General features: G+C 67.1%; 17 protein-coding genes. 4 read left to right on the top strand and 13 right to left on the bottom strand.

The window, feature by feature from the left end; all coding sequences use genetic code 11:
- The first annotated feature begins 66 nt into the window (after nt 1-66).
- Nucleotides 67-1,272, top strand: a complete 1,206-nt coding sequence (locus RKE25_RS11180) for an acetyl-CoA C-acyltransferase (RefSeq protein WP_311842290.1) — start codon at nt 67-69, stop codon at nt 1,270-1,272.
- Nucleotides 1,273-1,349: 77 nt separating this feature from the next.
- Here RKE25_RS11180 and RKE25_RS11175 read toward each other — a convergent pair whose 3' ends face one another.
- Together RKE25_RS11175 and RKE25_RS11170 are read right to left on the bottom strand one after the other, a co-directional pair.
- Nucleotides 1,350-2,111 carry an ABC transporter permease gene (locus RKE25_RS11175; protein ID WP_311842289.1) on the bottom strand — a complete coding sequence of 254 codons (762 nt, stop codon included), beginning with the start codon at nt 2,109-2,111 and terminating at the stop codon, nt 1,350-1,352.
- Complete coding sequence (locus RKE25_RS11170) at nt 2,108-3,016, bottom strand: ATP-binding cassette domain-containing protein (protein WP_311842288.1); 909 nt, start codon at nt 3,014-3,016, stop codon at nt 2,108-2,110. Before RKE25_RS11170 ends, RKE25_RS11175 begins: the two co-directional genes overlap by 4 nt.
- 174 nt (nt 3,017-3,190) lie before the next feature.
- Here RKE25_RS11170 and RKE25_RS11165 point away from each other — a divergent pair, with 174 nt between their 5' ends.
- Both RKE25_RS11165 and RKE25_RS11160 read left to right on the top strand, forming a co-directional pair.
- Entirely contained in the window at nt 3,191-3,952 is a 762-nt protein-coding gene (locus RKE25_RS11165) for a methylated-DNA--[protein]-cysteine S-methyltransferase (protein WP_311842287.1), read from the top strand.
- On the top strand, nt 3,949-4,686 hold the full coding sequence (locus RKE25_RS11160) for a 2OG-Fe(II) oxygenase (protein ID WP_311842286.1): 738 nt from the start codon (nt 3,949-3,951) through the stop codon (nt 4,684-4,686). The genes RKE25_RS11165 and RKE25_RS11160 overlap by 4 nt, the downstream gene beginning before the upstream one ends.
- A 6-nt stretch (nt 4,687-4,692) precedes the next feature.
- Here RKE25_RS11160 and RKE25_RS11155 read toward each other — a convergent pair whose 3' ends face one another.
- Nucleotides 4,693-5,322 carry a trimeric intracellular cation channel family protein gene (locus RKE25_RS11155; protein WP_311842285.1) on the bottom strand — a complete coding sequence of 210 codons (630 nt, stop codon included), beginning with the start codon at nt 5,320-5,322 and terminating at the stop codon, nt 4,693-4,695.
- Between the two features lie 111 nt (nt 5,323-5,433).
- Here RKE25_RS11155 and RKE25_RS11150 point away from each other — a divergent pair, with 111 nt between their 5' ends.
- Nucleotides 5,434-6,369, top strand: a complete 936-nt coding sequence (locus tag RKE25_RS11150; RefSeq protein ID WP_311842284.1) for an MBL fold metallo-hydrolase — start codon at nt 5,434-5,436, stop codon at nt 6,367-6,369.
- Nucleotides 6,370-6,378: 9 nt separating this feature from the next.
- Here RKE25_RS11150 and bla read toward each other — a convergent pair whose 3' ends face one another.
- From bla to RKE25_RS11100, 10 genes are all read right to left on the bottom strand, one after another.
- Nucleotides 6,379-7,257 (bottom strand): subclass B3 metallo-beta-lactamase, encoded by an 879-nt coding sequence (gene bla / locus RKE25_RS11145; RefSeq protein ID WP_311842283.1) that lies wholly within the window; start codon nt 7,255-7,257, stop codon nt 6,379-6,381.
- Between the two features lie 98 nt (nt 7,258-7,355).
- Nucleotides 7,356-7,706 carry a tRNA-binding protein gene (locus RKE25_RS11140; RefSeq protein WP_311842282.1) on the bottom strand — a complete coding sequence of 117 codons (351 nt, stop codon included), beginning with the start codon at nt 7,704-7,706 and terminating at the stop codon, nt 7,356-7,358.
- Nucleotides 7,703-8,992, bottom strand: a complete 1,290-nt coding sequence (locus RKE25_RS11135; protein WP_311842281.1) for an FAD-binding oxidoreductase — start codon at nt 8,990-8,992, stop codon at nt 7,703-7,705. The genes RKE25_RS11140 and RKE25_RS11135 overlap by 4 nt, the downstream gene beginning before the upstream one ends.
- 115 nt (nt 8,993-9,107) lie before the next feature.
- The gene (gene pbpC / locus RKE25_RS11130) at nt 9,108-11,516 is read right to left on the bottom strand and encodes a penicillin-binding protein 1C (protein ID WP_311842280.1); all 2,409 of its coding nucleotides are present in this window, start codon (nt 11,514-11,516) and stop codon (nt 9,108-9,110) included.
- A gap of 247 nt (nt 11,517-11,763) precedes the next feature.
- The gene (locus RKE25_RS11125; protein WP_311842279.1) at nt 11,764-17,796 is read right to left on the bottom strand and encodes an alpha-2-macroglobulin; all 6,033 of its coding nucleotides are present in this window, start codon (nt 17,794-17,796) and stop codon (nt 11,764-11,766) included.
- 409 nt (nt 17,797-18,205) lie between these two features.
- Entirely contained in the window at nt 18,206-19,081 is an 876-nt protein-coding gene (gene galU, locus RKE25_RS11120) for a UTP--glucose-1-phosphate uridylyltransferase GalU (RefSeq protein WP_311842278.1), read from the bottom strand.
- The gene (locus RKE25_RS11115) at nt 19,082-20,977 is read right to left on the bottom strand and encodes a nucleoside-diphosphate sugar epimerase/dehydratase (RefSeq protein ID WP_311842277.1); all 1,896 of its coding nucleotides are present in this window, start codon (nt 20,975-20,977) and stop codon (nt 19,082-19,084) included.
- Entirely contained in the window at nt 20,964-21,995 is a 1,032-nt protein-coding gene (locus RKE25_RS11110) for a glycosyltransferase family 4 protein (RefSeq protein ID WP_311842276.1), read from the bottom strand. The genes RKE25_RS11115 and RKE25_RS11110 overlap by 14 nt, the downstream gene beginning before the upstream one ends.
- Nucleotides 21,996-22,002: 7 nt before the next feature.
- Nucleotides 22,003-23,175 (bottom strand): lipopolysaccharide assembly protein LapB, encoded by a 1,173-nt coding sequence (gene lapB / locus RKE25_RS11105; RefSeq protein WP_311842275.1) that lies wholly within the window; start codon nt 23,173-23,175, stop codon nt 22,003-22,005.
- Nucleotides 23,172-23,432, bottom strand: coding sequence for a LapA family protein (locus tag RKE25_RS11100; RefSeq protein ID WP_311842274.1), 261 nt, complete (start codon nt 23,430-23,432; stop codon nt 23,172-23,174). Before RKE25_RS11100 ends, lapB begins: the two co-directional genes overlap by 4 nt.
- Between the last annotated feature and the right edge of the window lie 59 nt (nt 23,433-23,491).

Raw genomic sequence — 23,491 nt, 5'->3', positions numbered from 1 at the left:
GTCCACGCCCCTTTCCATCCCATGCGGCGTCGCCGCGCATCGCGCGACGCCACGGAGCAAAAGACCATGACCAAGCAAATCCAAGACGCCTACATCGTCGCCGCCACCCGCACGCCGGTCGGCAAGGCGCCGCGCGGCGTGTTCCGCAACACTCGTCCCGACGATCTGCTCGCCCACGTGATCCGCGCCGTGATGGCGCAGGCACCGGGCGTGGATCCGCACGAGATCGGCGACGCCATTATCGGCTGCGCCATGCCGGAAGCCGAGCAAGGCATGAACGTGGCGCGCATCGGCGTGCTGCTGGCCGGCCTGCCCGACACCGTGCCGGGCGTCACCGTCAACCGCTTCTGCTCCTCCGGCGTGCAGGCCATCGCGATGGCCGCCGACCGTATCCGGCTGGGCGAGGCCGACCTGATGCTGGCCGGCGGCACCGAAAGCATGAGCATGGTGCCGATGATGGGCCACAAGGTGGCCATGAATCCGGGCATCTTCGACAACGAGCACATCGGCATCGCCTACGGCATGGGCATCACCGCCGAGAACGTGGCCAAGCAGTGGAAGGTCTCCCGCGAGGAGCAGGACGCGTTCTCCGCGCAAAGCCACGAGCGCGCGCTGGCCGCGATCAAGGCCGGCGAGTTCAAGGACGAGATCACCCCGTTCAAGCTCGACGATCACTACCCCGACCTGGCCACGCGCGGTATCAAGACCGACAGCCGCGTCATCGACACGGACGAAGGCCCGCGCCAGGGCAGCACGGTGGAGGTGCTGGGCAAGCTCAAGCCGGTATTCCGCAACGGTCAGTTCGGCGGCAGCGTGACCGCCGGCAACTCCTCGCAGATGTCCGACGGCGCCGGCGCGCTGCTGCTGGCCAGCGAAAAGGCCATCAAGCAGTACAACCTGCAGCCGCTGGCCCGCTTCGTCGGTTTCTCGGTGGCGGGCGTGCGTCCGGACATCATGGGCATCGGCCCGAAGGAAGCGATCCCGAAGGCGCTCAAGCAAGCCGGCATGACGCAGGACCAATTGGACTGGATCGAGCTCAACGAAGCCTTCGCCGCGCAATCGCTGGCGGTGATCAAGGATCTCGGCCTCGATCCGTCCAAGGTCAACCCGCTGGGCGGCGCCATCGCGCTCGGCCACCCGCTCGGCGCGACCGGCGCCATCCGCGCCGCCACGCTGGTGCACGGCATGCGCCGCCACAAGAAGAAGTACGGCATGGTGACCATGTGCATCGGCACCGGCATGGGCGCGGCCGGCATCTTCGAAGCGCTTTGACCACGCCGCATGACATGGCGTGATACGAGGACGGCGCCGCACTGCGGCGCCGTTTCTTTTCAGGCCATACGCTGCGCCTAGGCGTATTCCCGGCGTGCGCAATCCCACAGTGCGAAAGCCATCATGGCGCTGCCGGCGACGAGGCCGGCGATTACCACGAACCATAGATGCTCGCCGTTGCCGGCGAATACCTGCGCCGCCATCGACCACGGAAACCAGTGTCCCAGGCTCTTCGATTGGCCGATCAGGAAGCCCGCTACCGTACCGGCGATACCGACCGACACCGCCACCGTGAAACTCTGCCAGCGCAGCGCGACCCATTCTTGCACGGCGATCAGCACGCCGGCCGCGGCGACGCTCGCCAGCGCCCGCCAGGCAAGCCACGCCCATGGTGGCGAACCGGCCAAGCCATAACCGGGCTGCACCTGCATCACCACCCAGCCGGCCAGCGGCGTGGCCGCGGCGAGCAGTAACGTCGAGACCGCTGTCATCGCGGCGAGCACGCATAGCTTCGCGGCATAGTGCGTCTGGCGAGGCATCGGCAGGGCCAGGAGATGCTTCCATTGCTGGGCGCCATGCTCCAGGCCGGCCAGCAGCGCGGCCTGCAAGGTGACGAACAAGGGCAGCATGAGGAAGTTCCACAGCGTGAACATGCCCAGGCAGAAGCTCTTCCATACGTCGACGGCGTCGGGTGCATTGGGTCGATGCACCGTGGCGAAGGTGAACTGCGCGACGACCAGCAGGATGATCACCGCAGGCGCCAACGGCACCAGCCACGCCGCCAGCGTATGCCGCAGCTTGACTCGCTCGGCGCGCAGCGCTCTCGTCAACGCGCTCATGCCTGCACCCCTTGTCCGGTCAGTTCGAAGAACAATGTTTCGAGCGAATGCGGCCGGCGCCCGAAAGCGTGCACGGCATGGCCGCGCTCGACCAGCCAGCGGTTGATCTCATGGTCGGCGCCATGCGGCGCGGGAATGCTGACAGTATCTTCCGCCAGCTGCTGCGGCTGCTCGCCCAGCCCCGCCAGGCTGTCGCACACCGCCCGCGCGTCATCGCAGCGGATCGTCAGCGGGTCGCCATGGCGCAGGCGCAGCGCTTCTTGCGTGCCCTGGAACAGCAATCGCCCCTGGTGCAGCACGCCGACATGGCTGGCGATGTGCTCGACCTCGGTCAGCAGATGGCTGCTGAGAAATACCGTGATACCCAGCTCGGCAGCCAGGCGGTGCAGCAGCGCGCGGAATTCCACGATGCCGGCCGGGTCGAGTCCGTTGGTCGGCTCGTCCAGCACCAACAGGCGGGGCCGGCGCAACAGCGCGAGCGCGATCCCCAGGCGCTGGCGCATGCCCAGCGAATAGTCGCGTACACGGCGTTCCGCGTCCGCAGCCAGGCCAACCAGCGACAGCACCTCGTCGATGCGCGCAGGCACTTCGCCCACCAGCAACCGGGTGACTTCGAGATTCTCGCGTCCAGACAAGTGCGCATAGAGCGAGGGTGTCTCCACCATCGAGCCGACGTCGCGCAAGGGCGCGCGCCGCGCCCACGACAGCGGCTGGCCGAAGATGCGGATCTCGCCCGCTTCGCCGCGCAGCAATGCAAGCAACAGCCGGATGGTGGTGGTCTTGCCCGCACCGTTGGGCCCGAGGAATCCGTAGATGCTCCCCTCCGGCACTTCCAGCGCCAGCTCCCCCACTCCGTGCCGGCCGTCGAAGCGGCGTGTCAGTCCCCTCGTTTCGATGGCCAGCATGGCCCCGCTCCCGCGTGTCGCGCGTCATGCGCCGCTTTATCAGGCCAAAGGCGGCATGCCGGAACAATAGGCTCCAAGACACCCTGACCTTCGACATCCCAGGCGCAAGATCCGGAGTGTCCGCGATGCGCGCGGCGCCTAAGGTGGCATCACCCACGCACGAGGAGACCGGCCATGAGCACCACCATGCAGACCCAATACCGCGTCGACGCCATCCTGCGCGATCCGCGCTGGGCGCAGTTGCGCCGCCGCGATCGCCACGCCGACGGCACCTTCTGGTATTCGGTGCGCAGCACGGGGGTGTACTGCAAACCGTCCTGCGCATCGCGGCCGCCCAAGGCGGAGAATGTCGCCTTCCATGCCACCCGTGCCGACGCGGAACGTGCCGGCTTCCGTCCCTGCCGCCGCTGCCATCCGGAACGGGAAGCGTCCGTACGCGAAACCCTTCGCTTCGGCATGGGCCCCTCTCGCCTGGGCACGTTGCTGGCCGCGGCCGGCGAACGCGGTGTCTGCGCCATTTTGTTCGGCGACGATAGCCAGGCGCTCGAAGCGGACCTGGGCCGACGTTTTCCGAACGCCGAGCGCGTGCGCGACGATGGCGCGCTTGCCGCGATCCTCATCCAGGCTGCCGCACTCGTCGAACAGCCCGGCGCCCGTTTCGACGCCACGCTCGATCCGCGCGGAACGCCTTTCCAACGCAAAGTGTGGAATGCACTGCGTGACATCCCCGCGGGCAGCACCGCCAGCTACAAGGACATCGCCCTGCGCATCGGCATGCCGGACGCCTCCCGCGCCGTCGCGCAGGCTTGCGGCGCCAACGCACTGGCGGTGGTCGTGCCGTGCCACCGGGTGATCCGTGGCGACGGCGAGCTTTCCGGCTATCGCTGGGGTGTCGAGCGCAAGCGCGAACTGCTCGCGCGGGAGACCCGAGGGTGAGCGTTATCCTGCACCCCATGACGCCTTCCCCGACTCATGCGCCGCTGGAGACCTTCGACTGGCCGCGCCTGCTCCAGCAGCTCGACCGGCAGGGCCACACCATGCTCCCGGGCCTGCTCGAACCGGATGCCTGCGCACGCATCGCTTCGCTGTACGACCGGCCGGCGCTGTTCCGCAGCAAGGTCGTCATGGCACGGCATGGCTTCGGTCGCGGCGAATACCAGTACTTCGCCTATCCGCTGCCGTCGCCGATCGCGGAGTTGCGCGAAGCGCTTTATCCGCGGCTCGCGCCGCTCGCCAATCAATGGAACCAGACGATGGGTGTCGACGTGCGCTATCCCGACGCGCATGCCGATTTCCTGGAGCGCTGCCACCACGCCGGACAGTCGCGTCCTACGCCGCTGCTGTTGCGCTATGGCGCGGGCGACTACAACTGCCTGCACCAGGACCTGTATGGCGAGCATGTATTTCCGCTGCAGGTCGCGGTGCTGCTCTCCGCGCCCGGTCAGGACTTCACCGGCGGCGAATTCGTGCTCACCGAGCAGCGCCCTCGCATGCAATCGCGGCCCCACGTGGTGCCCCTGGGTCAAGGGGACGCGGTGATCTTCGCCGTACACCACCGCCCCGTGCAGGGCAGCCGCGGCAGCTACCGGGTGAATCTGCGCCACGGCGTGAGCGAGCTGCGCTCGGGCCGGCGGCATACGCTGGGCATCATCTTCCACGACGCCACCTGAGCGCCGTCAGCGCGGCGGTTCCTGCGCGCCCATCGCACGCGGCAGGTGCCAGCCGTAGCGGATCGCCATGAAGCGCAGGCCGAAGCACAACGCGGCGCCGGCCAGCGTCGAAGCGGTAGGCGGAAGCTGCAGCAGGCTGCCGGCCACCACGATGCTTGCGCCGGCCAGCGCCGCCACGGCATAGAGGTCGGCCCGCAGCACGGCCGGAATCTCCGAGACCAGCACGTCGCGCAGGATGCCGCCGCCCACACCGGTGAGCATGCCCAGCAAGGCCGCCATGGGCGGGTTCAGGCCATGCGCCAGCGCCTTCTGCGCACCGGCCACGGCGAACAGGGCCAGGCCCGCGGCATCGGACATGAGCACCGGATGCTTGAGCCGGTCGATCACCGGGTAGCGATAGAAGGTGATCACGCCTGCCAGTACCGATACGCCGAGATACCGCCAGTCCGCGATCGCCGCGGGCGGCGTGGCGCCGATCAGCAGGTCGCGGGTGATGCCGCCCGCGTTGCCGGCAGCGAAGGACAGCACCAGCACGCCGAACAGGTCGAGCTGCCGGCGCACGCCGGTGACCGCGCCGCTCAGCGCGAAAACGAAGGTGCCGAGCAGGTCGAGCACCAGCAGCAGGAGATGGGTCATGGAAGCGCATCCGCGAAGTGAACGCCGCATCTCTAGCTTTTGCGGCGCCGCGGCACAAGAGGCGCGGCGGCCTTGCTACGCTCGCGTCCGGGTTTCCACGATGAGGCGGACATGACTCCCACCCAGGGCATTCACACGATCGACACCGGCTTCGTGCGTCCCCGCTTCGACGCGGCCTACCTGGTAGTCGAGAACGGACGCGGCGCCTTCATCGACTGCGGTACCTTTTTCGCCGTCCCACGCCTGCTGGATGCTCTGGCTGAAGCGGGCCTGGCGCCGGAACAAGTCGACTGGCTGATCCTGACCCACGTGCACCTGGACCACGCTGGCGGCGCAGGCGAACTGATTACGCACCTGCCTAACGCGAAGGCGGTAGTGCACCCCCGCGGCGCACGGCACCTGATCGACCCCGCGCAGCTCTGGGCCGGCGCCACGGCCGTCTATGGGGAAGAGGTCATGGAGAAGACCTACGGCCACCTGCGCCCCATTCCCGCCGAACGTGTCGTGCAGGCGCCCGAAGGCCACGTGGTCGGGCTGCAGGGGCGCCCGCTGCGCTGCCTCGATACGCCCGGCCACGCGAGACACCATCTGTGCGTCTATGACGAACAGTCGCGGTCCTGCTTCACCGGCGACACCTTTGGCCTTTCCTATCGCGAGTTCGACGCGGCGCGCGGCCCGTTCGCCCTGCCCACCAGCACGCCGGTGCAGTTCGAGCCGGAAGCGCTGCACGACTCGATCCGCCGCCTGGTCGCGCTGGAGCCGGAGATTATGTACGTCACCCATTTCGGCGGCGTCGGCGACGTTGTGCGGCTGGCCAAGGGGCTGCACGAGCAGATCAATGCGATGGCCAGCCTCGCTCATGCGGTGCGCGGCGAACCGAAGGACAAGCGCCACGAATGGCTGAAGTGGGCGCTCACTGACCTCTACGCCGAGCGCCTGGCGGCCCATGGCTGGAAGGGGTCGCGCGACGAACTGCTGCAGATCCTGGGCATGGATATCGAACTCAATGCCCAGGGACTGGAAGTGTGGCTGGACCGCGGCGGCTGAGGCGCCCGCTCAGCGCTTCGCCTCGCTCGCTTCCTTCTTCAGTTTGTCCTCGAAGTTGGCCGCGGACGTCTTCGCGAAGGTCTTGCACGCGTCCGGATCAAACAGCGGATCCGGGGTGGCGCCAGCACGATGTGCGGACACCTTGTCGAAAAAGCCGCTGACGTCAGGATGCGTCGTGAGCAGCAAATCGCACGGCAGCGCAGCGACGATGCCGAACGTCTTGCGGAAGGCCGCCACCCGCTCCGGATGTGCGGGGTCGCCATAGCGGTAAACGCCATTGGTGAACGCGGTGATGCTGTCCGCGTAGACCACATCGATGCAGCGCTCCTTCTCGCAGGAACGCCACGTCCAGCTGGTCGCGCCGGGAGTGTGCCAGGGCGTGTAGTGCGCGGTCACTTCGATGTCGCCTACCTTCACCTTGCCGCCATCCTGCACGACCTCGACCTTGGCGACTTTCGGGTAATGAGGCGCCTCGCCGTTCTGGGGGTCTTCGGCGTAGTCGCCGCCGGCCATCATTTCCTCCGCGCTCGACTGGCTGGCGTAGACCTTGGCGCCGCTGGCCTTGGCCAGCGCCGCGATCGCGCCGGCATGGTCGAAGTGCGCGTGGGAATTGAGAATGGCCTTGACGTCGCCGAGCCGGAAACCGAGCGCCTTGATGTTGGCTTCGATCTGCGGAGCGTTCTCCGGCAACGTGCCGTCGATCAGCACGTGCCCTTGCGGCGACGTGATCAGCACCGCGCTGAGACCATGGGTGCCGACGTACCAGGTATCGCCGTACAGGCGGAACGGCTTTTCGGGCTTGGCCCAGCCGCGGTCGTCGACGGCATGAACCTGGGTGAAAACCAGCGCGGCGGCGCCGGCGAGCAGGAGGCGAAGCGTTGCGTGCATGGATCGTCCTTGCTTGGGAAAGAGCGGCATGATGCGGACCGCGAATGGACCGGACATGGCGCGGCACGGCCGCCATGCGGGCGGCGAATCGACCAAGATCAGGCCAGACGCGTGCCGTTCGGTACGGGCCGTTCCACGGTGGTGATCACCACGCCCTCCTCCGTGGGAAAACCGGTGAGGAGAAACTGCGAGCGGAACGGCCCCACCTGCTTTTCAGGGAAATTGATCACGCCCACGATCTGCCTTCCCACGAGCTCCTCGGGCCGGTACAGGGCGACGATCTGCGCGCTGGTCTTCTTCTCGCCGTAGGGTCCGAAATCCACCCACACTTTCCAGGCCGGCTTGCGGGCCTCGGGGAAAGGCTCGACCCGTACGACCGTGCCGGCCACGATCAGCACCTTCTCGAAATCCGCCCAGCTGATCTCGGCGGTGTCCTGCGTCTCGCTCATGCTTCCAGCCTCGTCTTGAACCAGTCCTTGCCCTGATGCCACCAGTAGCTGGCCTGCGCCGCCAGATAGCCAGCGGGCCGGTGCGCGCTGGCCAGGCCGTAATCGGCGAACTGCTTCCAGCGCTCGTCGCGCTCGGCGATGGCGGCGGCGAGCAGGTCGCCGGCGGCGCACGTGGGCGCCAGGCCATGGCCGCCGAAGGCCTGCGCCCACCACAGGCCCTCGTCGCCGCCGCCGATCTGCGGCATCTGGTGGCGCGCATAGCTCATCAGGCCGGACCAGGCGAAATCGATCCGTGCGCCTTTCAATGCGGGAAACACGCGCGCCATATCGCGCGTCAGCACGCGCTGGACCGCTCGCGGCGAGCGGTTGCGCACAGAAATGCGGCCGCCCCACAACAGGCGCGTATCCGGCAGCGGACGGTAATAGTCGAACGCGAAGCGCGTGTCGTAGATTGCCGCACGCGTGTCCAGGCATTCGCGCAGGCGGTCGCCCAGCGGCTCGGTGGCCATCACGTAGGTGGCGATGGGCAGGATCGCGCGGTCGATCTGCCGGTGCAGGCCGGCCAGATAGCCGCCGCAGGCCAGCACCACGTGCTCGGCGAGTACCGAACCCTGATCGGTCTCCACGCGCCAGCGCAGGCCGTCGCGGCGCAACCGCCAGGCATCGGTGTTTTCGTGGATACGCACACCCTGCCCCGCGGCCGCGCCGGCGAGCCCGATGGCGAAGTTCAGCGGGTGCAGGTGAAACGCGTTGCGCTCGTAGAGACCATCGAAGTAGCGCTCGGTGCGCACACGCTCGCGCAGCGCTTCGCGCGGCACCCATTCCCAGTTCACGCCGTAGTGCTTTTCCAGCAGCGCCTGGCGTCCGCGCAATACGGCCGGATCGCGGAACCAGTTGGCCCACAGCACGCCATCGTCCACCAGGTCGCAGGCGATCCCGTAACGCGTCACTTGTGCCCGGATGCGATCCACCGCCGCCGTGGTGAGGCCGAACAGCGCTCGCGCATGCTCCTCGCCGAGCCGATCCAGCAGCGCCTGCTCGCCGAGCGAATAACCGGCGAACACGAACCCGCCATTGCGGCCCGAGGCCCCGAAGCCGATCTGCTCGCGCTCCAGCAGCACCACGTCGCGCACGCCGCGCTCGGCCAGGCCCAGGGCCGTGTGCAGCCCGGCGAAGCCGCCGCCGACGATCACCACGCGCGCCTCGGCCCGGCCCCGCAGCGCAGCGTATGGCTCGTAGCCGACGGCGGTGGCGCGGTAGTAGGAAGGTGCCGGTGGCTGCTTCATCGCATCGGTCGGAGGCAGGCTGCGCGGGACAGGCCAGCAAGCATAGCGCAGTGCCACGCGGCGTCCGGCGTGACGCATGGCAGGGGCGTAGTGGCGGCCCGCAGCCGGGCCTCGGTCACTCGACCAGGCTCACGCCGAGCGGCCGCGTATCGCTCATGCCGCGGTCGTCGACCACGCGTACCTCGTAGTTGCCCGCGCTCGCCGGCTGCCAGAACAGCGATTGCCCGGGCGCACTGCTGCCGACGTAGGCGTCGTTGACGAACCAGTACAGCGTGCGCGTCGCCGCGTCGCCATTCGCACTGAAAGCGATGCGGTCCTCCTCGCGGCGCTTCATGCGCATGGCGTAGATGCTGCCGCGCAGCGGTGAGGTGATGCGCGGAGGTTCGCCCGCCGCCTCGCCTCCGTTGACGCAGGCCTCGTTGCGCGGCGGCGTGCGGCGCGGAATGCCGGCCTGGATGAAGACCTGCTGCAGCTCGGACGGCCAGAATTCGTAAACCTCCAGGTGCGTGCGCTTGCCGTCGTAGGGCGGACAGGCGGGCTTGCCGGTGGCGTCGTCGATCACCACGGGACGATGCACCTGGCTGACGCGGATCGGCGACTTGCCCGGAATGAACCAGGTCGTCCCCTTCTGCGGACACCACTGGTTCGGCAGGTCGCCGCTGGCCAGGCAAATGGACACGCGCTTGAGGTTGGCCGGCATGCGGCGGATGGGCTCGGCCAGTCCCGGCTGTTCGGCGCGCAGCGTGTCGACGATCTGGAAGAACAGCGGAGCCGCCGCTTCCACGCCCACGAAGGCCGGATTGCTGCTGCCGTCGAAATTGCCCACCCACACCACCAGCACATACGGCCCGAAACTGCCGGCGGTCCAGGCATCGCGGAAACCCCACGACGTGCCGGTCTTCCAATACACCGGCCATCGGGATGGTTGCGCACCCGTCGTTTCGTCCGGCCGCGGGTTCTGGCGCAGCATGTCCATCACCATGAAGCTCGCCTCCTCGCTGAGCAGGCGGGTGCCCTGTTTCGGCACCGGGTCCGCCGCGGCCAGGCGCAACGGCCTGAGCTCGCCGCGGTTGGCGAGCATGGCGTACAGGCCGGCCAGTTCCTGCATGGTGACTTCGCCGCCGCCGAGCACCAGCGCCAGCCCATAGTGCTGCTCGCTCGCCAGCCGGCCGATGCCGGCATCGCGCAGGAACTGATAGAAACTCGGCTCGCGCAACTGCGAAGCGACCCAGACCGCGGGAATGTTGCGGCTGCGCACCAGTGCCTCGGTGGCGGTCACCGGGCCCAGGAAGTGCCCGTCGAAGTTCTCCGGCGTGTAGGGACCGAACGACGTGGGCACGTCGCGCAGCACGGTCTGCGGATGCAGCACGCCCTGGTCGAACCCCAGCGCATAGATGAAGGGTTTCAGCGTGGAACCCGGCGAGCGCTTGGCCAGGGTGCCGTTGACCTGGCCATGGATGGAAGCGTCGCCGTAATCGGCCGAGCCGACCATGGCCTTGATCGCCATATCGCGCGTGTCGACCAGGATCGCCGCCGCGTTGCGCACGCCGCGCGACTGGTTGCGCTCGATGTAGCGACTGACCTGGCGTTCCAGACTGTGCTGGATATCCAGGTCGAGCGTGGTGGCGACGCGGCTGTCCGCGGCGCCGGCATCCAGCCGGCGCGCGGCGAGCAGCTGCTCCACCGCATGCGGCGCCTCGAATGGCAGGCGCGACAGCGGACGCAGGTTCAGCGGCAGCGCGAACAGCGGCTTGAGACCGGCATCGGCCGGATGTTCGCGGAGCCAGCGCAGGTAGAGCCGGTTGCGCGAATCGGCGAGCTGCCGGTTGATCACATCGGGTGCCGTGTCCTCGGCCTCGCGCCCGGCGCGCAGGCGCCGCGTCGGGTCCTGCGGCACCACCGCCAGGGTGAGCGCCTCGGGCAAGGTCAGGGCCGCGGGCGGCTTGTCGAAATAGGCCAGGCTGGCGGCGCCGACGCCTTCCACATTGCGTCCGTAAGGCGCGTAGTTGAGATAGGCCTCGAGGATCTCGTCCTTGGAATAGAACAGCTCCAGCTGGATGGCGCGGCCGACCTGGCACAACTTGCCCATCGGCGAACGCGTGTTGAGGCGCCACAGCAGACGCGCCAGCTGCATGGTGACGGTGGATCCGCCCTGAGGATTGCCATGCCGCGCGTAGGTGATCCACGCGCCCCGGGCAAGGCCGTAGGGATTGAAGCCGGCATGCCAGCGGAACCAGCGGTCCTCATGCAGCAGCACGCCCTGCACGAGTTGGGGAGAGATGTCGTGCAGCGGCACCCACAGGCGATAGCGGTCGTCGCTGGCGAGGGTGAGGCGCAGCAGATGGCCCTTGGCGTCGTAGACGGCCGTGGACGAGGGAAGCCATTCGCGCAGCCGCGGATGCGGCCACAGACGCAAGCCGACCAGCACGGCGGCGATCAGCGCCGCGCCGACCAGCCAGTTCTGCCAGCGGAGGACCCAGCGGACGACAGCATTGACGACGACGTTAGCGGGTACGGCTTTCAAGCCTCGGTTTCCAAGATCGAATCCTTCGCCTTTGCGGGGAGAAGGTGCCGGTCACCCGAAAATGTCCTTCGGCGACCGTGGGTGGAGAGGGCCTTCGATAGCGCTTCGCGGAGCGGAAAGGCTCCTGGGGCCCCACCGCGAGATTCGGCGTTGCGCTTCGCCCGGCCCCCTCACCCACGCCATTCCCTGGAGGGGAGTGGGAGTGGGTGGTCGGGAATGGGCGTCGCGCTTCGCCGGGGCCTCTCCCTTACGGCTTGCTCACGGTCAGCGTCGCGCCGCCCGGCGAACGCGCCTGGATCGCGCGGTCGTACATCGATTCGCCGTAGGCCGGCGGCACGATGAACTTGCCCGCGTTGGTGGCCTTGATGCGATACACGAACTCGCGCACGTCCGAGGTGGCAGTGCCGTAGATCACCACGCGATCCTCGCGGATGTCGGCGTACTCCGGCGTCCAGGTAGAACTGGACAGGCCGATCGGCGAGCGCCAGGCGCTGGCGTCCACCTTGCTGTCGCCACCCTGGTCGTTCTGCTCGCTGCCGTCCTCCTGATGGTCGGTCACTTCCGGCGCCGGCTGGATCACCGGCTCGAAACCGCCCGGCAGCAAGTCGACGATGGCCACGTTGGAGATGCCCTTGCTGCTCGTGGCGCGAATCTTCACGTGGACGTCGATCTCCTCGCCGACCTTGGCCTCGCTCAGCACCTTGCCGTTGGTATCGGTGTACTCGCGGATGATCTCCAGGCCGTCCTTCACCGCCTTGCCCGGCGCGTCGCGATCGTAGCCGCCCTGGCTGGCGACATACCACGCTGGCAGGCCGCCGCCATTGGTGAAGCGCAGGCGGGCCGCCGCCGCGCCCCAGCTGCCGGCCTGCATCAGGTTGCCCTGCAGGCTGGCGATGGCCTTCACGCTGCCGTCCGCATGCACTTCGTCGATGCCGAGCTTGCTGATGTCGCCGGCCGCGTCGTTGGCATAGGCGTCCAGGGCCAGCAGCGTCATGGACGAGGACAGCGTGTTGTACCAGCGGTGCGCCAACGGGTAGGTGATGTTCTCCCACACGCGCGGCGACAGGTTCTTCGCCCGCTCGGGGAAGTGCTTGCCGAGCACGTAGAGCACGCTGGAGTCGCGGATCAGTGCGTCGTAGTAGTAGCCGTAGACGTAGTTCTTGTCCCTGTCGTTGCGCTCCAGCAGTTTCTGCGGGCCGGCGATGAGCAGCGCGGCCTGCTTGTCCTGCTTGAGCAGCTGATAGGACGCGGCCAGCCACGCCGCGGCCAGATCGTTCTTCCACTCGTCCGGATAGGCCTCCTGCAGGCGCTTCTGCACCGCCGCCAGGTCGTTGGTGGTGACATTGCCCTGGCGGGTCAGCAGGTAGACCGCGTAGGCGCGCTGGCGCAGCTTGTCCAGCGAGTCCATGCCGTTGTCGCCGGCGAGCTGGCGCAGGTAGCGGTTGCCGGCGTCGAACATGTCCTTCGGCACGCTCACGCCGCGATCGCGGGCTTCGATGAGGAAGTTCATCGCGTAGGCGGAAACGAACGGCTCCGCATCCGGCGTCGCCGACCACAGGCCGAAGCCGCCCTGCCCGTTCTGGCGCGAGTGCAGCACGTCGAGGAAGTTCGACAGCGCTTCTTCGTTGGTGAGCTTCTTCTGCTCGAAAGCCGGCTGCAGCGCGTGGGCGAACGCCGGTACCACCGGCCACTTGCTCAGCACCAGGCGTGGCATGGCCGAGCTGATGATCTGTTCGCTGCAATAGTTCTGGTAGTTCACCAGGTAGCTGGTGAGGCCTTGGGCCAGCACCACCGGCAGCGGCGAGAACGCGGCGTCACGCGAGGCGTACTCGTCGTACAGCTTGCGCAGGTCCGGCACGTCCGTCTTGGCGCCGGCGTCCACACGGCCGACGTCGACCTGGGTGCGGTAGGCCGAGGCCGGACGCACGGACAGATCCACACTCTGCTTGGCCGACTTGCCGCCATAGCCCGCGGTGAAAGCGAGATTCCCCGAGCCGAGCTTATCGGTGGCCTTCACGCGGAACAGCGCCACGCCCTCGCGCATCTCTCCCAGGCTGAGGTTCTGCGTGGCCGCGCCCAGTACCTGAAGCTGCGGGCCGGTCTTCAGCGTCACCGCCACAGGCACAGGCTTGCCGCCCAGGCCGGTGAGGTTGTTGGCCACGCCCACGCTGACTTCGGCCTCGTCGCCCGGGGCCAGGGTGGTCGGCACGTTCGGCGACAGCACGAAGTCACCGCGCACAGTGGTGGAGCCCTCGAAGGTACCCACGCGTTCCGACGAGACGGTCACGGCCATCACGCGCAGCTTGCCGTTGAAGTAATCCGGCACCTGGTAGGTGAGATCTTTCTCGCCGTCCACATCGACGATGCCCGACCAATAGGCCACGGGCTTGTCGCGCTTGCGCTTGAACGGGTTGAGCTGGCGGCCGATCGCCGCATCCGCGTCGCCGCCCGGCGCAGCCATGGTCATCAGCTTCTCGAAGTCCGGCAGGATCAGGTCGAGAATCTGCGACGTGCCCACTTCGAGCATGCGCTTGCGGAAGAAGAACTTCAGCGGATCGCCCAGCTTGTAGCGGGCCACTTGCAGAATGCCTTCGTCCACCGCGAACACCACGGCCTTGGCCGGCTGCGGCGAGGTGAGCTTGAAGGTCACCGTCTCGCCCGGCTTCACCAGGGCTGGCGAATCCACCTTCACCGCGTTGCGCCGCGCATCGAGGTTCACCGAGAACGGCACCACGCCGTAGCTCAGCGGACTCATGAAGACCTCGTCCGAAGCCGGGTCGCGGATGTACTGCACGTTGATGTAGCCGTTGCCCTCGAAGTCCGCCGGCACGGTGATGTGCTGCACCGAACTGGTGGTATCGGCGTGGAACCAGGCGTGCGCGTAGACCTTGTCGCGCTCGATGGTGATCAGGCCGCTGCCGGCGTACGGCGCGCGCACGGCGATCTCCACCGACTCGCCCGGGGCGTAGTCCTGCTTGCTCAGGCTGAGCTGCAGCTCGGCGTTGCGGTCCAGCGAGCGCGACACGTTGGCGTCGCCGGCCACGGAGTAGTCCACGCGGTTGACCTCGACGCGATCGCTGCCGCGCAGGATCACCAGGGCGTAGTTGCCGGGCTTGTCCGTTGGCAACGGATAGTCCATGCCTGCGGCCGGAATGGTCAGCGGCTGTTCGTTGACCGGGATTTCCTTCAGCTTGGACTGGTACTTGTAGACGCCCGAATCCTGCTTGGTGAGCACCGAGATGTAGCGGCGCTCGATCAGCTGCGCACGCAGGTCCTTGAGGTCCGTGGCCTTGGCGTGGCTGTCGATGGCCACCAGGCGCACGCTGCGCTGCGCGCCGCGGCTGACGTAGTCCAGGCTGTCCGCCGCCTTGTATCCGACCAGCCAGTCATTGCTGGACACCAGCGTCTGCGCCGCAGCGGCCACGCTGCGCCCGCCTTCGGCCTCGTAAGCCTTGGTCAGGAAGTACAGCTGGTAAGTGGCGTCGGCGTATTTCTTCAGGTCCAGGTCGAATTCGGCATGGCCCTTGTCGTCGGTCGTACCGTCCTGCAGGGCTTCTTCGTAACCCTCCTTGGCGCGGCGGACGTCGTAGAAGTGATAACCCTGCCAGCTGCGGAATTCCGGCCACGCCGGGCGCAGGGTGAGCGACGCTTCCACGCGACGGTTCTCGGCCGGCGTGCCGAACAGGTTCTGCACGTCGACCACGCCCTTGAGCTGGTCCGGCTTCACCCAGCCTTCCGGCACCTGCTGGGACAGCTTGGCCTCGACCTTCATGCGGTCGGGGAGGAACTCCTTGATCTGCACGGTGGTGCTGCCGATCTGCGCGCTGGCCCGGCCGTCCTTGACGATGTACAGATTGACGGTCCAGGTGCCGGTGGGCGCGGTTTCGGCCGGAGCATAGGACAGCTCACCGAAGCCGCTGGCGTCCATCGACATCGGCAACTGCTTCACCGAGACGCCGCGCGGGTCGACGATCTCCGCCTGCAGCGGCACGCCGGCGACGCTGCGGGTCCAGCTGGCGGCGCGCACGATCAGGCCGATATGGAAGGTGTCGCCCGGGCGATAGATGCCCCGGTCGGAGAACAGATAAGCCGACAGCTGGCCCTGGTTGGTGGCGTTGCGCTCGCCGCCGATGTCGAAGCGCGAATAGTCGAGCTGGCGGTCGTAGCCCCCGATGGGCAGGAAGGACAGGTCCTCGCCCTTCTTCACCAGGTACATCACCGGACGCTTCTCGCGCTCCAGGCCCTTGAGCGTCGGGAAATGCACCATGCCTTCGGCGCCCGTGGCCTCGCTGTACAGCGTCTGCCCGTTGACCGCGAGCACCGACACGGTGGCGCCGGCGATCGGCTGGCCGTCGTGGATGGACTGCACGAAAACGTCCTGGCTGCCATCGATGGCGCGCTTCACCAGCACGCCGAGGTCGGTGACCACCACCAGGCGCGTGTCGGTCGGGTCGGGCCCGTTGTCGGAGGAACTGCCATCGCCTTCGTAGCCTTCGCTTTCCGACTCGCCTTCCGTCGCGCTCCCTTCCGATTCGTCGCCTGTGCGGGGGGCGGCTTGCGGTCCCTGGTCCGCCGCGGCGGCCGCGGCGGCCGCGGCGGCCTTCTTCTCGGCGGCCGCGTCGTAGCTGGACAGGTGCAGCAGGAACACGCCGCGCTTGCCGTCCTTCAGGTACTGCGCGAGGTCGACGCCCTCGTAGTGGGCCTTGCCCGGATCGCCCTTGGGGAAGCTGCGCTTCTGTTCGAAACGGTCGACGATGTGGTCTTCGCTGAAGGAGTAATTCAGCGACGGACGCGCATACGTGCCTTCATTGAGGCTGACCAGGTGCTGGAGCTGGTCCGGCAACACGCGGCCGACCTCTACCCGCATGCCAGGCAGGTTGCGCGAAACGACCGAGATGCGCTTGCTGCCGCTCAACGACAGCAGCGAGCCATCGGCCATGAAGCGCAGCAGCTTGGGATAGTCGGGAACGGTGAACGCCTCGGTCCGTGCCGTGCCCAGGATGTAGCCGCCGAACGACTTCAGCCCCTTCTCGACGCGCACATAGACGCGCTGGCCGGGTTCGGCGTGGTACTTGAAGCTCTGCGCGGCCTGGTAGTCGCCCTCGGTGGGCACCAGCTCCAGCTTGAGCGGCTGCGACTTGCGCAACAGGGCTTCGCTGACCTGCGAGACGTCCCAGGGATAGGGCGCGTCGTCGTCCGACTGCTCCACCTCGGGGTTGCGCCGCGGCAGGATCCACGCCTTGGTGAGGCCGGCGACTTCGCTGTCGCGCACCGTGCCGCTGACGGTCATCACCATGACCTGTTCGGGCTCGTACTTGTCGTTGTCGACCAGGGTGGGCGTGATGTCGTCGATGGTGAGGCTGTAGAGGCCGGGCACCTTCACGTCGGTGGCGAGCTTCTCCTTGGAACCGTCGCCGCCGCGCAGGCTGTGCACGCCTTTGTCGATGGCGTACTTCACCGCGCCGTCGTCGCGCGGCAGGGCCAGCGGCTGCGAATGGATCCAGGCATGCAGCTTGTATGGGTCGTAGGTGACCGTGTACTTCAGCGCGCTGTCCAGGCTGCCCTTCTGGGTGAGGGTCAGCGCGATGCGCTTCTCGAACTGCGCGGTGTCCACCGGATAATTGAAGTCCACCGGCTGGATGGTCTTCTTGGCGGTGGCGTCCGTCGGATCCTGGTAGAACTCGCCGCGGCCGAGGGTCACCGTGAACGGCTCGGTGTCGAAGCTGAAATGATCGTCGGCCATCAGCACGTGCGGCGCGAACGCCTTGGGCACGTCGAAGCGGACTTCGAAATGCTTGCCGACGGGCCAGTCTTCGGAGGGAGCGAAGCGCAGCGTGCGATCGTCCTGCCAGGTCCACTGCCCTTTCACCACTGGGTCCATCACCACGCCCGCGGTGACCGGCTTGCCCACCAGCTCCAGCGGTGCCGCGGAGCGCGAGAACTGCACGACCAGAGGATGGTAGGTGATGGTCTGCGCGGTGTAGTCGGTGATCCCGGGCTTGCTCACCTCGAAGGTGATCCGGGTCGGCTCCACCGGCTTGGGCCGGTTCTTGTACCACTCCCAGCCGAACCAGCCACCCGCGGCGATCGCCACGGTGGCGAGCAGGATGCCCGCCGAGTGCAGCGGCCTGCGCTTCACGTACGCGCCCGTGGCGGGCATCCAGCCCGGTGCGGACCAGGACACGTTGCCGATCAGCGGCCGCAGCAGCAGCGCGATCACATAGAGCAGGCCGCGTACCAGACGGACGGGCAAAGAGAGCAGAAACCGCAGCAAATCCATAATGCTTCCTGACAATTCATCCGATGAAACAAAGACGGCTAGCGCCGGCCTCGGGCCGAATCCCGCATGCGACGACGCCGCCCCACCAAGTGGAACAGCGTCGTGATCAGGTCTTCCCCTTGACGCATCCTGCCCGCGATTCCTGGCGGAATGCAGCAGGGATTGTGGCATGGCGCCGGTTGGATTTGGGCGGCCATGAGCTTTCGATGTCTACAGACCCGGAGCCCTTCCCTCCGACGGAGGGAGAAGGCGGGTATCGGCTGGATGAGGGGGTTTACAGAAAACGGGACGGCGAGGCGAAGCACGGTGTCGTGCGTTTGCTTTATCGCTTCGTAGGACCCCTCACCCCGGCCCTCTCCTCCCTCTCCCCGGAGGGGAAAGGGAGTGCGTTGTCGCGAGAGCGGGCTCCTTAAAGCCCAGCCAGGAGCTCGCGCACCACCGGGGCCAGCTTCGGGTCCTGCAGCGCCATGTGCATGGTGGCGCGCACCAGGCCGGCCTTGTTGCCGCAGTCGAAACGGGTGCCCTCGAAACGGTAGGCCAGCACCTTGCCCTGCTCCTTCAGCAGCGCATCGATCGCATCGGTCAACTGGATTTCGCCGCCGGCGCCGGGAGTGGTCTTCTCCAGCAGCTCGAAGATGCGGCCCGGCAGCACGTAGCGGCCCACCACCGCAAGATTCGACGGTGCCTCGGAGGGCTTGGGCTTCTCCACCATGTGGCGGATCTGCGCGCTGCGCGGGTCGATGGGCGTGGCATCGACGATGCCGTACTTGTCGGTGTCGTTCTGCGGCACTTCCTCCACCGCGATGACGCCGGCGGCGCCCTGCCCCTGGGCCAGCTCGGCCATCTGGCCCAGCGCGCCCTTGCCCTTGTTCCAGATCAGGTCGTCGGGAAGGATCACGCCGAATGGCTCGTCGCCCACTACGGGCTTGGCGCAGAGCACGGCATGGCCCAGGCCCAGCGCCTCGGGCTGGGTGACGAAAATGGCGCGCACGTTGCGCGGCAGCGTGCCCTGCACCAGGGCGAGCAGTTCGTCCTTGCCCTTTTCCTGCAGCTTGGCCTCCAGCTCGTAGGCCTTGTCGAAATAGTCGGCGATGGCGTGCTTGTAGCGGTTGGTGACGAACACCAGCGTGTCCGCGCCCGCATCGACGGCTTCATCGACGGCGTACTGGATCAGCGGCTTGTCCAGCACCGGCAGCATTTCCTTGGCGACCACCTTGGTGGCCGGCAGGAAACGCGTGCCCAGGCCCGCCACCGGAAAGACCACCTTGCGCAGAGGCTTGCTCACTCACTTCTCTCCTGATTCATTGCGACGGATCGACACCACGTTGTCCGGCTGCGCCACGTCGCTCCAGCGGAACGATGGCAGCAGGCTGGACACGCAGCGCCGCAGGGATTCCTCATCGTAGGCAACCGTGGCTTCGGCAGCCTTGACCAGTTGGGCCTGCAGCAACTCCCAGCTGACCTGGCGGTACTGCGCGAGGAAGATCTTGGCGTGCGCGGTCGCCGTGTAGTTTTCCAGCGGATGGAACAGCTCTTCGAAGAGCTTCTCGCCGGAACGCAGACCGGTGAACACGATCGGAATCTCGGTGCCGGGCTTCTTGCCGGCGAGGCGGATCATCTGCTCGGCCAGGTCGCGGATCTTCACCGGCTCGCCCATGTCCAGCGCGAAGATCTCCCCGCCCTTGCCCAGGCTGGCCGCCTGCAGGATGAGCTGGCAGGCCTCCGGGATGGTCATGAAATAGCGGGAGATTTCCGGGTGCGTGATGGTCACCGGGCCGCCGGCACGGATCTGCTTGCGGAACAGCGGCACGACCGAACCGGCCGAATCGAGCACGTTGCCGAACCGTACCGTGATGTAGCGCGTGGTCGAACGCGCATCGAGGTTCTGGCACCAGATTTCGGCGATGCGCTTGCAGGCGCCCATCACGCTGGTGGGATTGACCGCTTTGTCGGTCGAGATGAGCACGAAGCACTCGGCCTGGTGGCGGTCCGCCATGTCGGCCATGTTGCGCGAAGCCAGCACGTTGTTGCGGAAGGCCGAACGGAGCTGGCCCTGCAGCAGCGGCACATGCTTGTAAGCCGCGGCGTGGAACACGACCTGCGGCTTGAACTCCACGAAAAGCCGCGTCATCGCGGCCGGGTCCCCGCAGTCGGCCAGGATGGGCTCGAACAGCAGCTCGGGGAATTCCTGCCGCAGCTCCTGGGCGATCTGGTAGAGGTTGAACTCCGCGTTGTCCACCACGCAGAGCGACTGCGCACCGAGGCGAGCCACCTGTCGGCACAATTCCGAGCCGATCGAACCGCCGCCGCCGGTGACGAGCACGCGTTTGCCGGTCAGCGTCTCGCGGATGGCGGTCCAGTCCAGTTCCACGGCATCGCGGCCGAGCAGGTCCTCGATCGCGACTTCCTTGATCTCGTTGAAATGCGCGCGGCCGGCGACGACATCTTCCAGCTTGGGTACCGTGCGGTATGGCAGGCCGGTCTGATCGCAAAGTTCCACGATCCGACGCATTTCCTCCGTCGAGGCCGCCGGCATGGCGATGAGGAGCATCTGCGCGGCCACTTCGCGCGCCAGTTCCGGCAGCAGGTCGATGCGGCCCAGCACCGGACGGCCGTTGATGCTGGCGCCGCGCAGGCTGTCATGGTCGTCCACGAAACCGACCACCGCATAGCGGCTGTCGCGATGCAGATCGCGGGCGAGCGCTTCGCCGGCACGGTCCGCGCCGACGATCAGGACCCGCTGCACCGGCTGCGACTGAAACATGTCGATGCGGCTGTCCTTCCAGAAGCGGTAGGCCAGGCGCGGGCCGCCGAGCAGCATGGACAGCACCACCGGATAGACCAGCAGCACGGAGCGCGGTACGTCTTCCAGGCGGTTGTACAGGAACAGGATCAAGCCGATGGACAGGGCGCCGATGATGGTGGCGCGCAGGATGTTCCACAGGTCGGGAAGGCTGGCGAAGCGCCAGAGGCCGCGATAGAGGCCGGTCCAGTTCAGGACGATGCCCTGCACTGCCAGCACCAGCGGGAATTCCAACAGGTGGAAATGGACCGCGACGTCGTCGACCAGCGCGTAACGCAGCGACTTGGCCACCCACCAGGCGATCGCCGCCATGAGCAGGTCGTGTAACGCGACTGCCGCACGCGGATGGATGACAGCGATCAGTTTACGTAGCGACATGACTGGCCTTGTGCTGGGTACGCCACAGACAGTAGCGCTTGGCGAGCATCCAAGCTGCGCCTGCGATCAAATACGTAACGACGCAGATCGTCCACCCCCAGCCCCGACAGAACCATGACAGCCACGCCAGCGGCGCGGCGACCAGAAGGTTCCAGGCCAGATAGCACGCCCCCCCCGCCGCATGCGACATGCCACTGCGAACCAGCCATTGATACAGGTGTTCGCGGTGCGGAGTGTACCAGCGCCGTCCCTTCAGAAAACGGCTCAGAAGAGTAAGGCTAGCGTCCGTTATGAAGGATGAACTCAGGGTCAAGGCCGGCCAGAGCAGGGCTGTCTCGGTCCGCCACAGCAGGGCCGTGAAGGCGAAGAGAAGGAAACCAAGCGTCCCGCTGCCTACATCGCCCATGAAGATCGCCGCCCGGGGCCGGTTGTAACACCAGAAACCCAGCGCGGCCGCCGCCAGGCAGGCAACCGCGACCGCCAGGGAGGTCTGTCCCGCTCCGGCGGCCAGCATGCCCAGGCCGATGGCTACGAACAGGCATTGCTGGGCGAGCAGGCCATCGATTCCATCCATGAAGTTGTGCAGATTGATGCTCCAGGCCCCACCAAGCACCAAGACCGGCAGCCATAGCCAGGAGATGGCGCCCGCGCTCATGGCTATCCCGAACAGGGCGCACGACGCCAGCTGCACGCCGAGCCGCGGCAGCACCGGCAAGGAGTGATGGTCGTCCCACCAGCCGATCGCGGCGACGAGGACCGTTCCCAGGGCCAACGCCAGCGGCACGGGCCAGGACCAGGCCGGTGCCAGCACAAGCAGCGCCCAGGGCGACGTCGCGAGCACGGCAGCGACCATGCCGATGCCGCCGCCACGGGGGGTGGGAATGGAATGCGAACGCCGCTGGCCGGGCTGGTCGAACATGCCCCGGCGATGGGCGTATGCGATCGCGATGCGCACCACGATCAAGGCGATCAGCAGTGCTGCCAGCACCATCCCTGAGGCCAGCATGAAAGGCGTCATGGCGGCGTCACTCGTTCGCGACGCCGTGGATCGGGCGGATCGTGCTCCAGCTCTTGCAGCTCGGGCACTGCCAATGGTGCGCCTTGGCGCCGAAGCCGCAGCGGCTGCAGCGATACATCGCCTGCCCTTCCAGCAGCTTCCTGGTGAGGTCGCGCAGGATCAGGAAGTTCTCGCGCGCCTCGCCTTCGACCTTGTCCATGGTCGCGTCGATCAGCGCCATCAGGCCTCGCACCGAGGGACGCTGACGCAACTGTGAGGTGAGGAAATCGATCGCCGTGCGCTCACCGTCGCGCTGCTGGTACAGGCGGGTCAACGCCAGCACCGGCGAAATGCCGTGATAGCGCTCCAGGATATCGCGCAGGAAACGCTCGGCGCGCTCCATCTGCTGGGAGCGCGCATAGCTGTTGAGCAGCGGCGGAAGAATTTCCGGCACGAAGGCGATATCCGCCTCGACGGCCGCTTCATAGACATCGACCGCTTGATCGTGCTCGCCTTCTTCGGCATGGAGGCGTCCGGTGAGCATGAAGGCGCGGACGCAATCAGCCTGACAGGCGAAGGCTTGGCGCAGGTATTCCCGCGCATCCTGGCGCGCGCCATGCTGGCGGGCCTGCTCGGCGAGCTCGCAATAGAACTGGGCGATCATGCCGGCCTCGTCTTCGCCGGTCATCGCTTCCAGACGGCGCGCATGTTCGATGGCTTTGTGCCAGTCGCGCTCGTGTTGATAGATCGCGATCAAATGGCGCAGCGCCGACGGCGCATGGGCATCCATCGCGACGAGATCGGAGAACAGCGTTTCGGCGCGATCGAGCAGTCCGGCACGCATGTAGTCCTCGCCCAGTTCCAGGAGCGCGACGGTTTTCATCGCATCGGAAAGGCCAGGCCTGGAGACCAGGTGCTGGTGCAGGCGGATGGCGCGGTCCACCTCGCCGCGTCGACGGAACAGGTTGCCGAGCGCGAGATGGGTTTCCACGGTGTCGCGGTTGTATTCCGCGAGGCGCAGGAATACCTCGATAGCCTTGTCCTGCTCCTCGTTGAGCAGGTAGTTCAGACCGCGGAAATAGTCGGAAGACAGCTCGCTTACCTGGGCGCCCGAGCGTTTTGCTCCAGCGCTCCGGGCGGTCCACCAGCCACTGACGAAGGCGACCGGGATCAGCAGGGCCAGCACATAGAGGGCGATCATGCGTCTGCGGGCGACCTGGAATCCGTGGCGCGGGCGGATTGCCTGCGATGACGACGGTGGCGCATGCTGACCCCAAGCCACGCGGTCAGGCCACCAAGCAGCCACCCAAGCACCATGGCGGCGAGCACGGCCGCGCCCTTCGGCATCTGGAAACGTGCGAATGCCAGGTCATAGTCGACCAGGTCGGCGTTGAGCGCGCCCACCACCACGCCGGCGGCGACGAAGAGCAGAAGGATGAGCGTGACGATCAATCGCATGGCGGCGACTTTAACCGATTGATGTCAACCGGCACAGGCGTATGGCCTACCCCGTTCAT

Source organism: Dyella sp. BiH032, from assembly GCF_031954525.1.
GTDB lineage: Bacteria > Pseudomonadota > Gammaproteobacteria > Xanthomonadales > Rhodanobacteraceae > Dyella_D.
The sequence above is the reverse complement of the archived record's forward strand: the minus strand, read 5'-3'. Positions and strand labels throughout refer to the sequence as shown.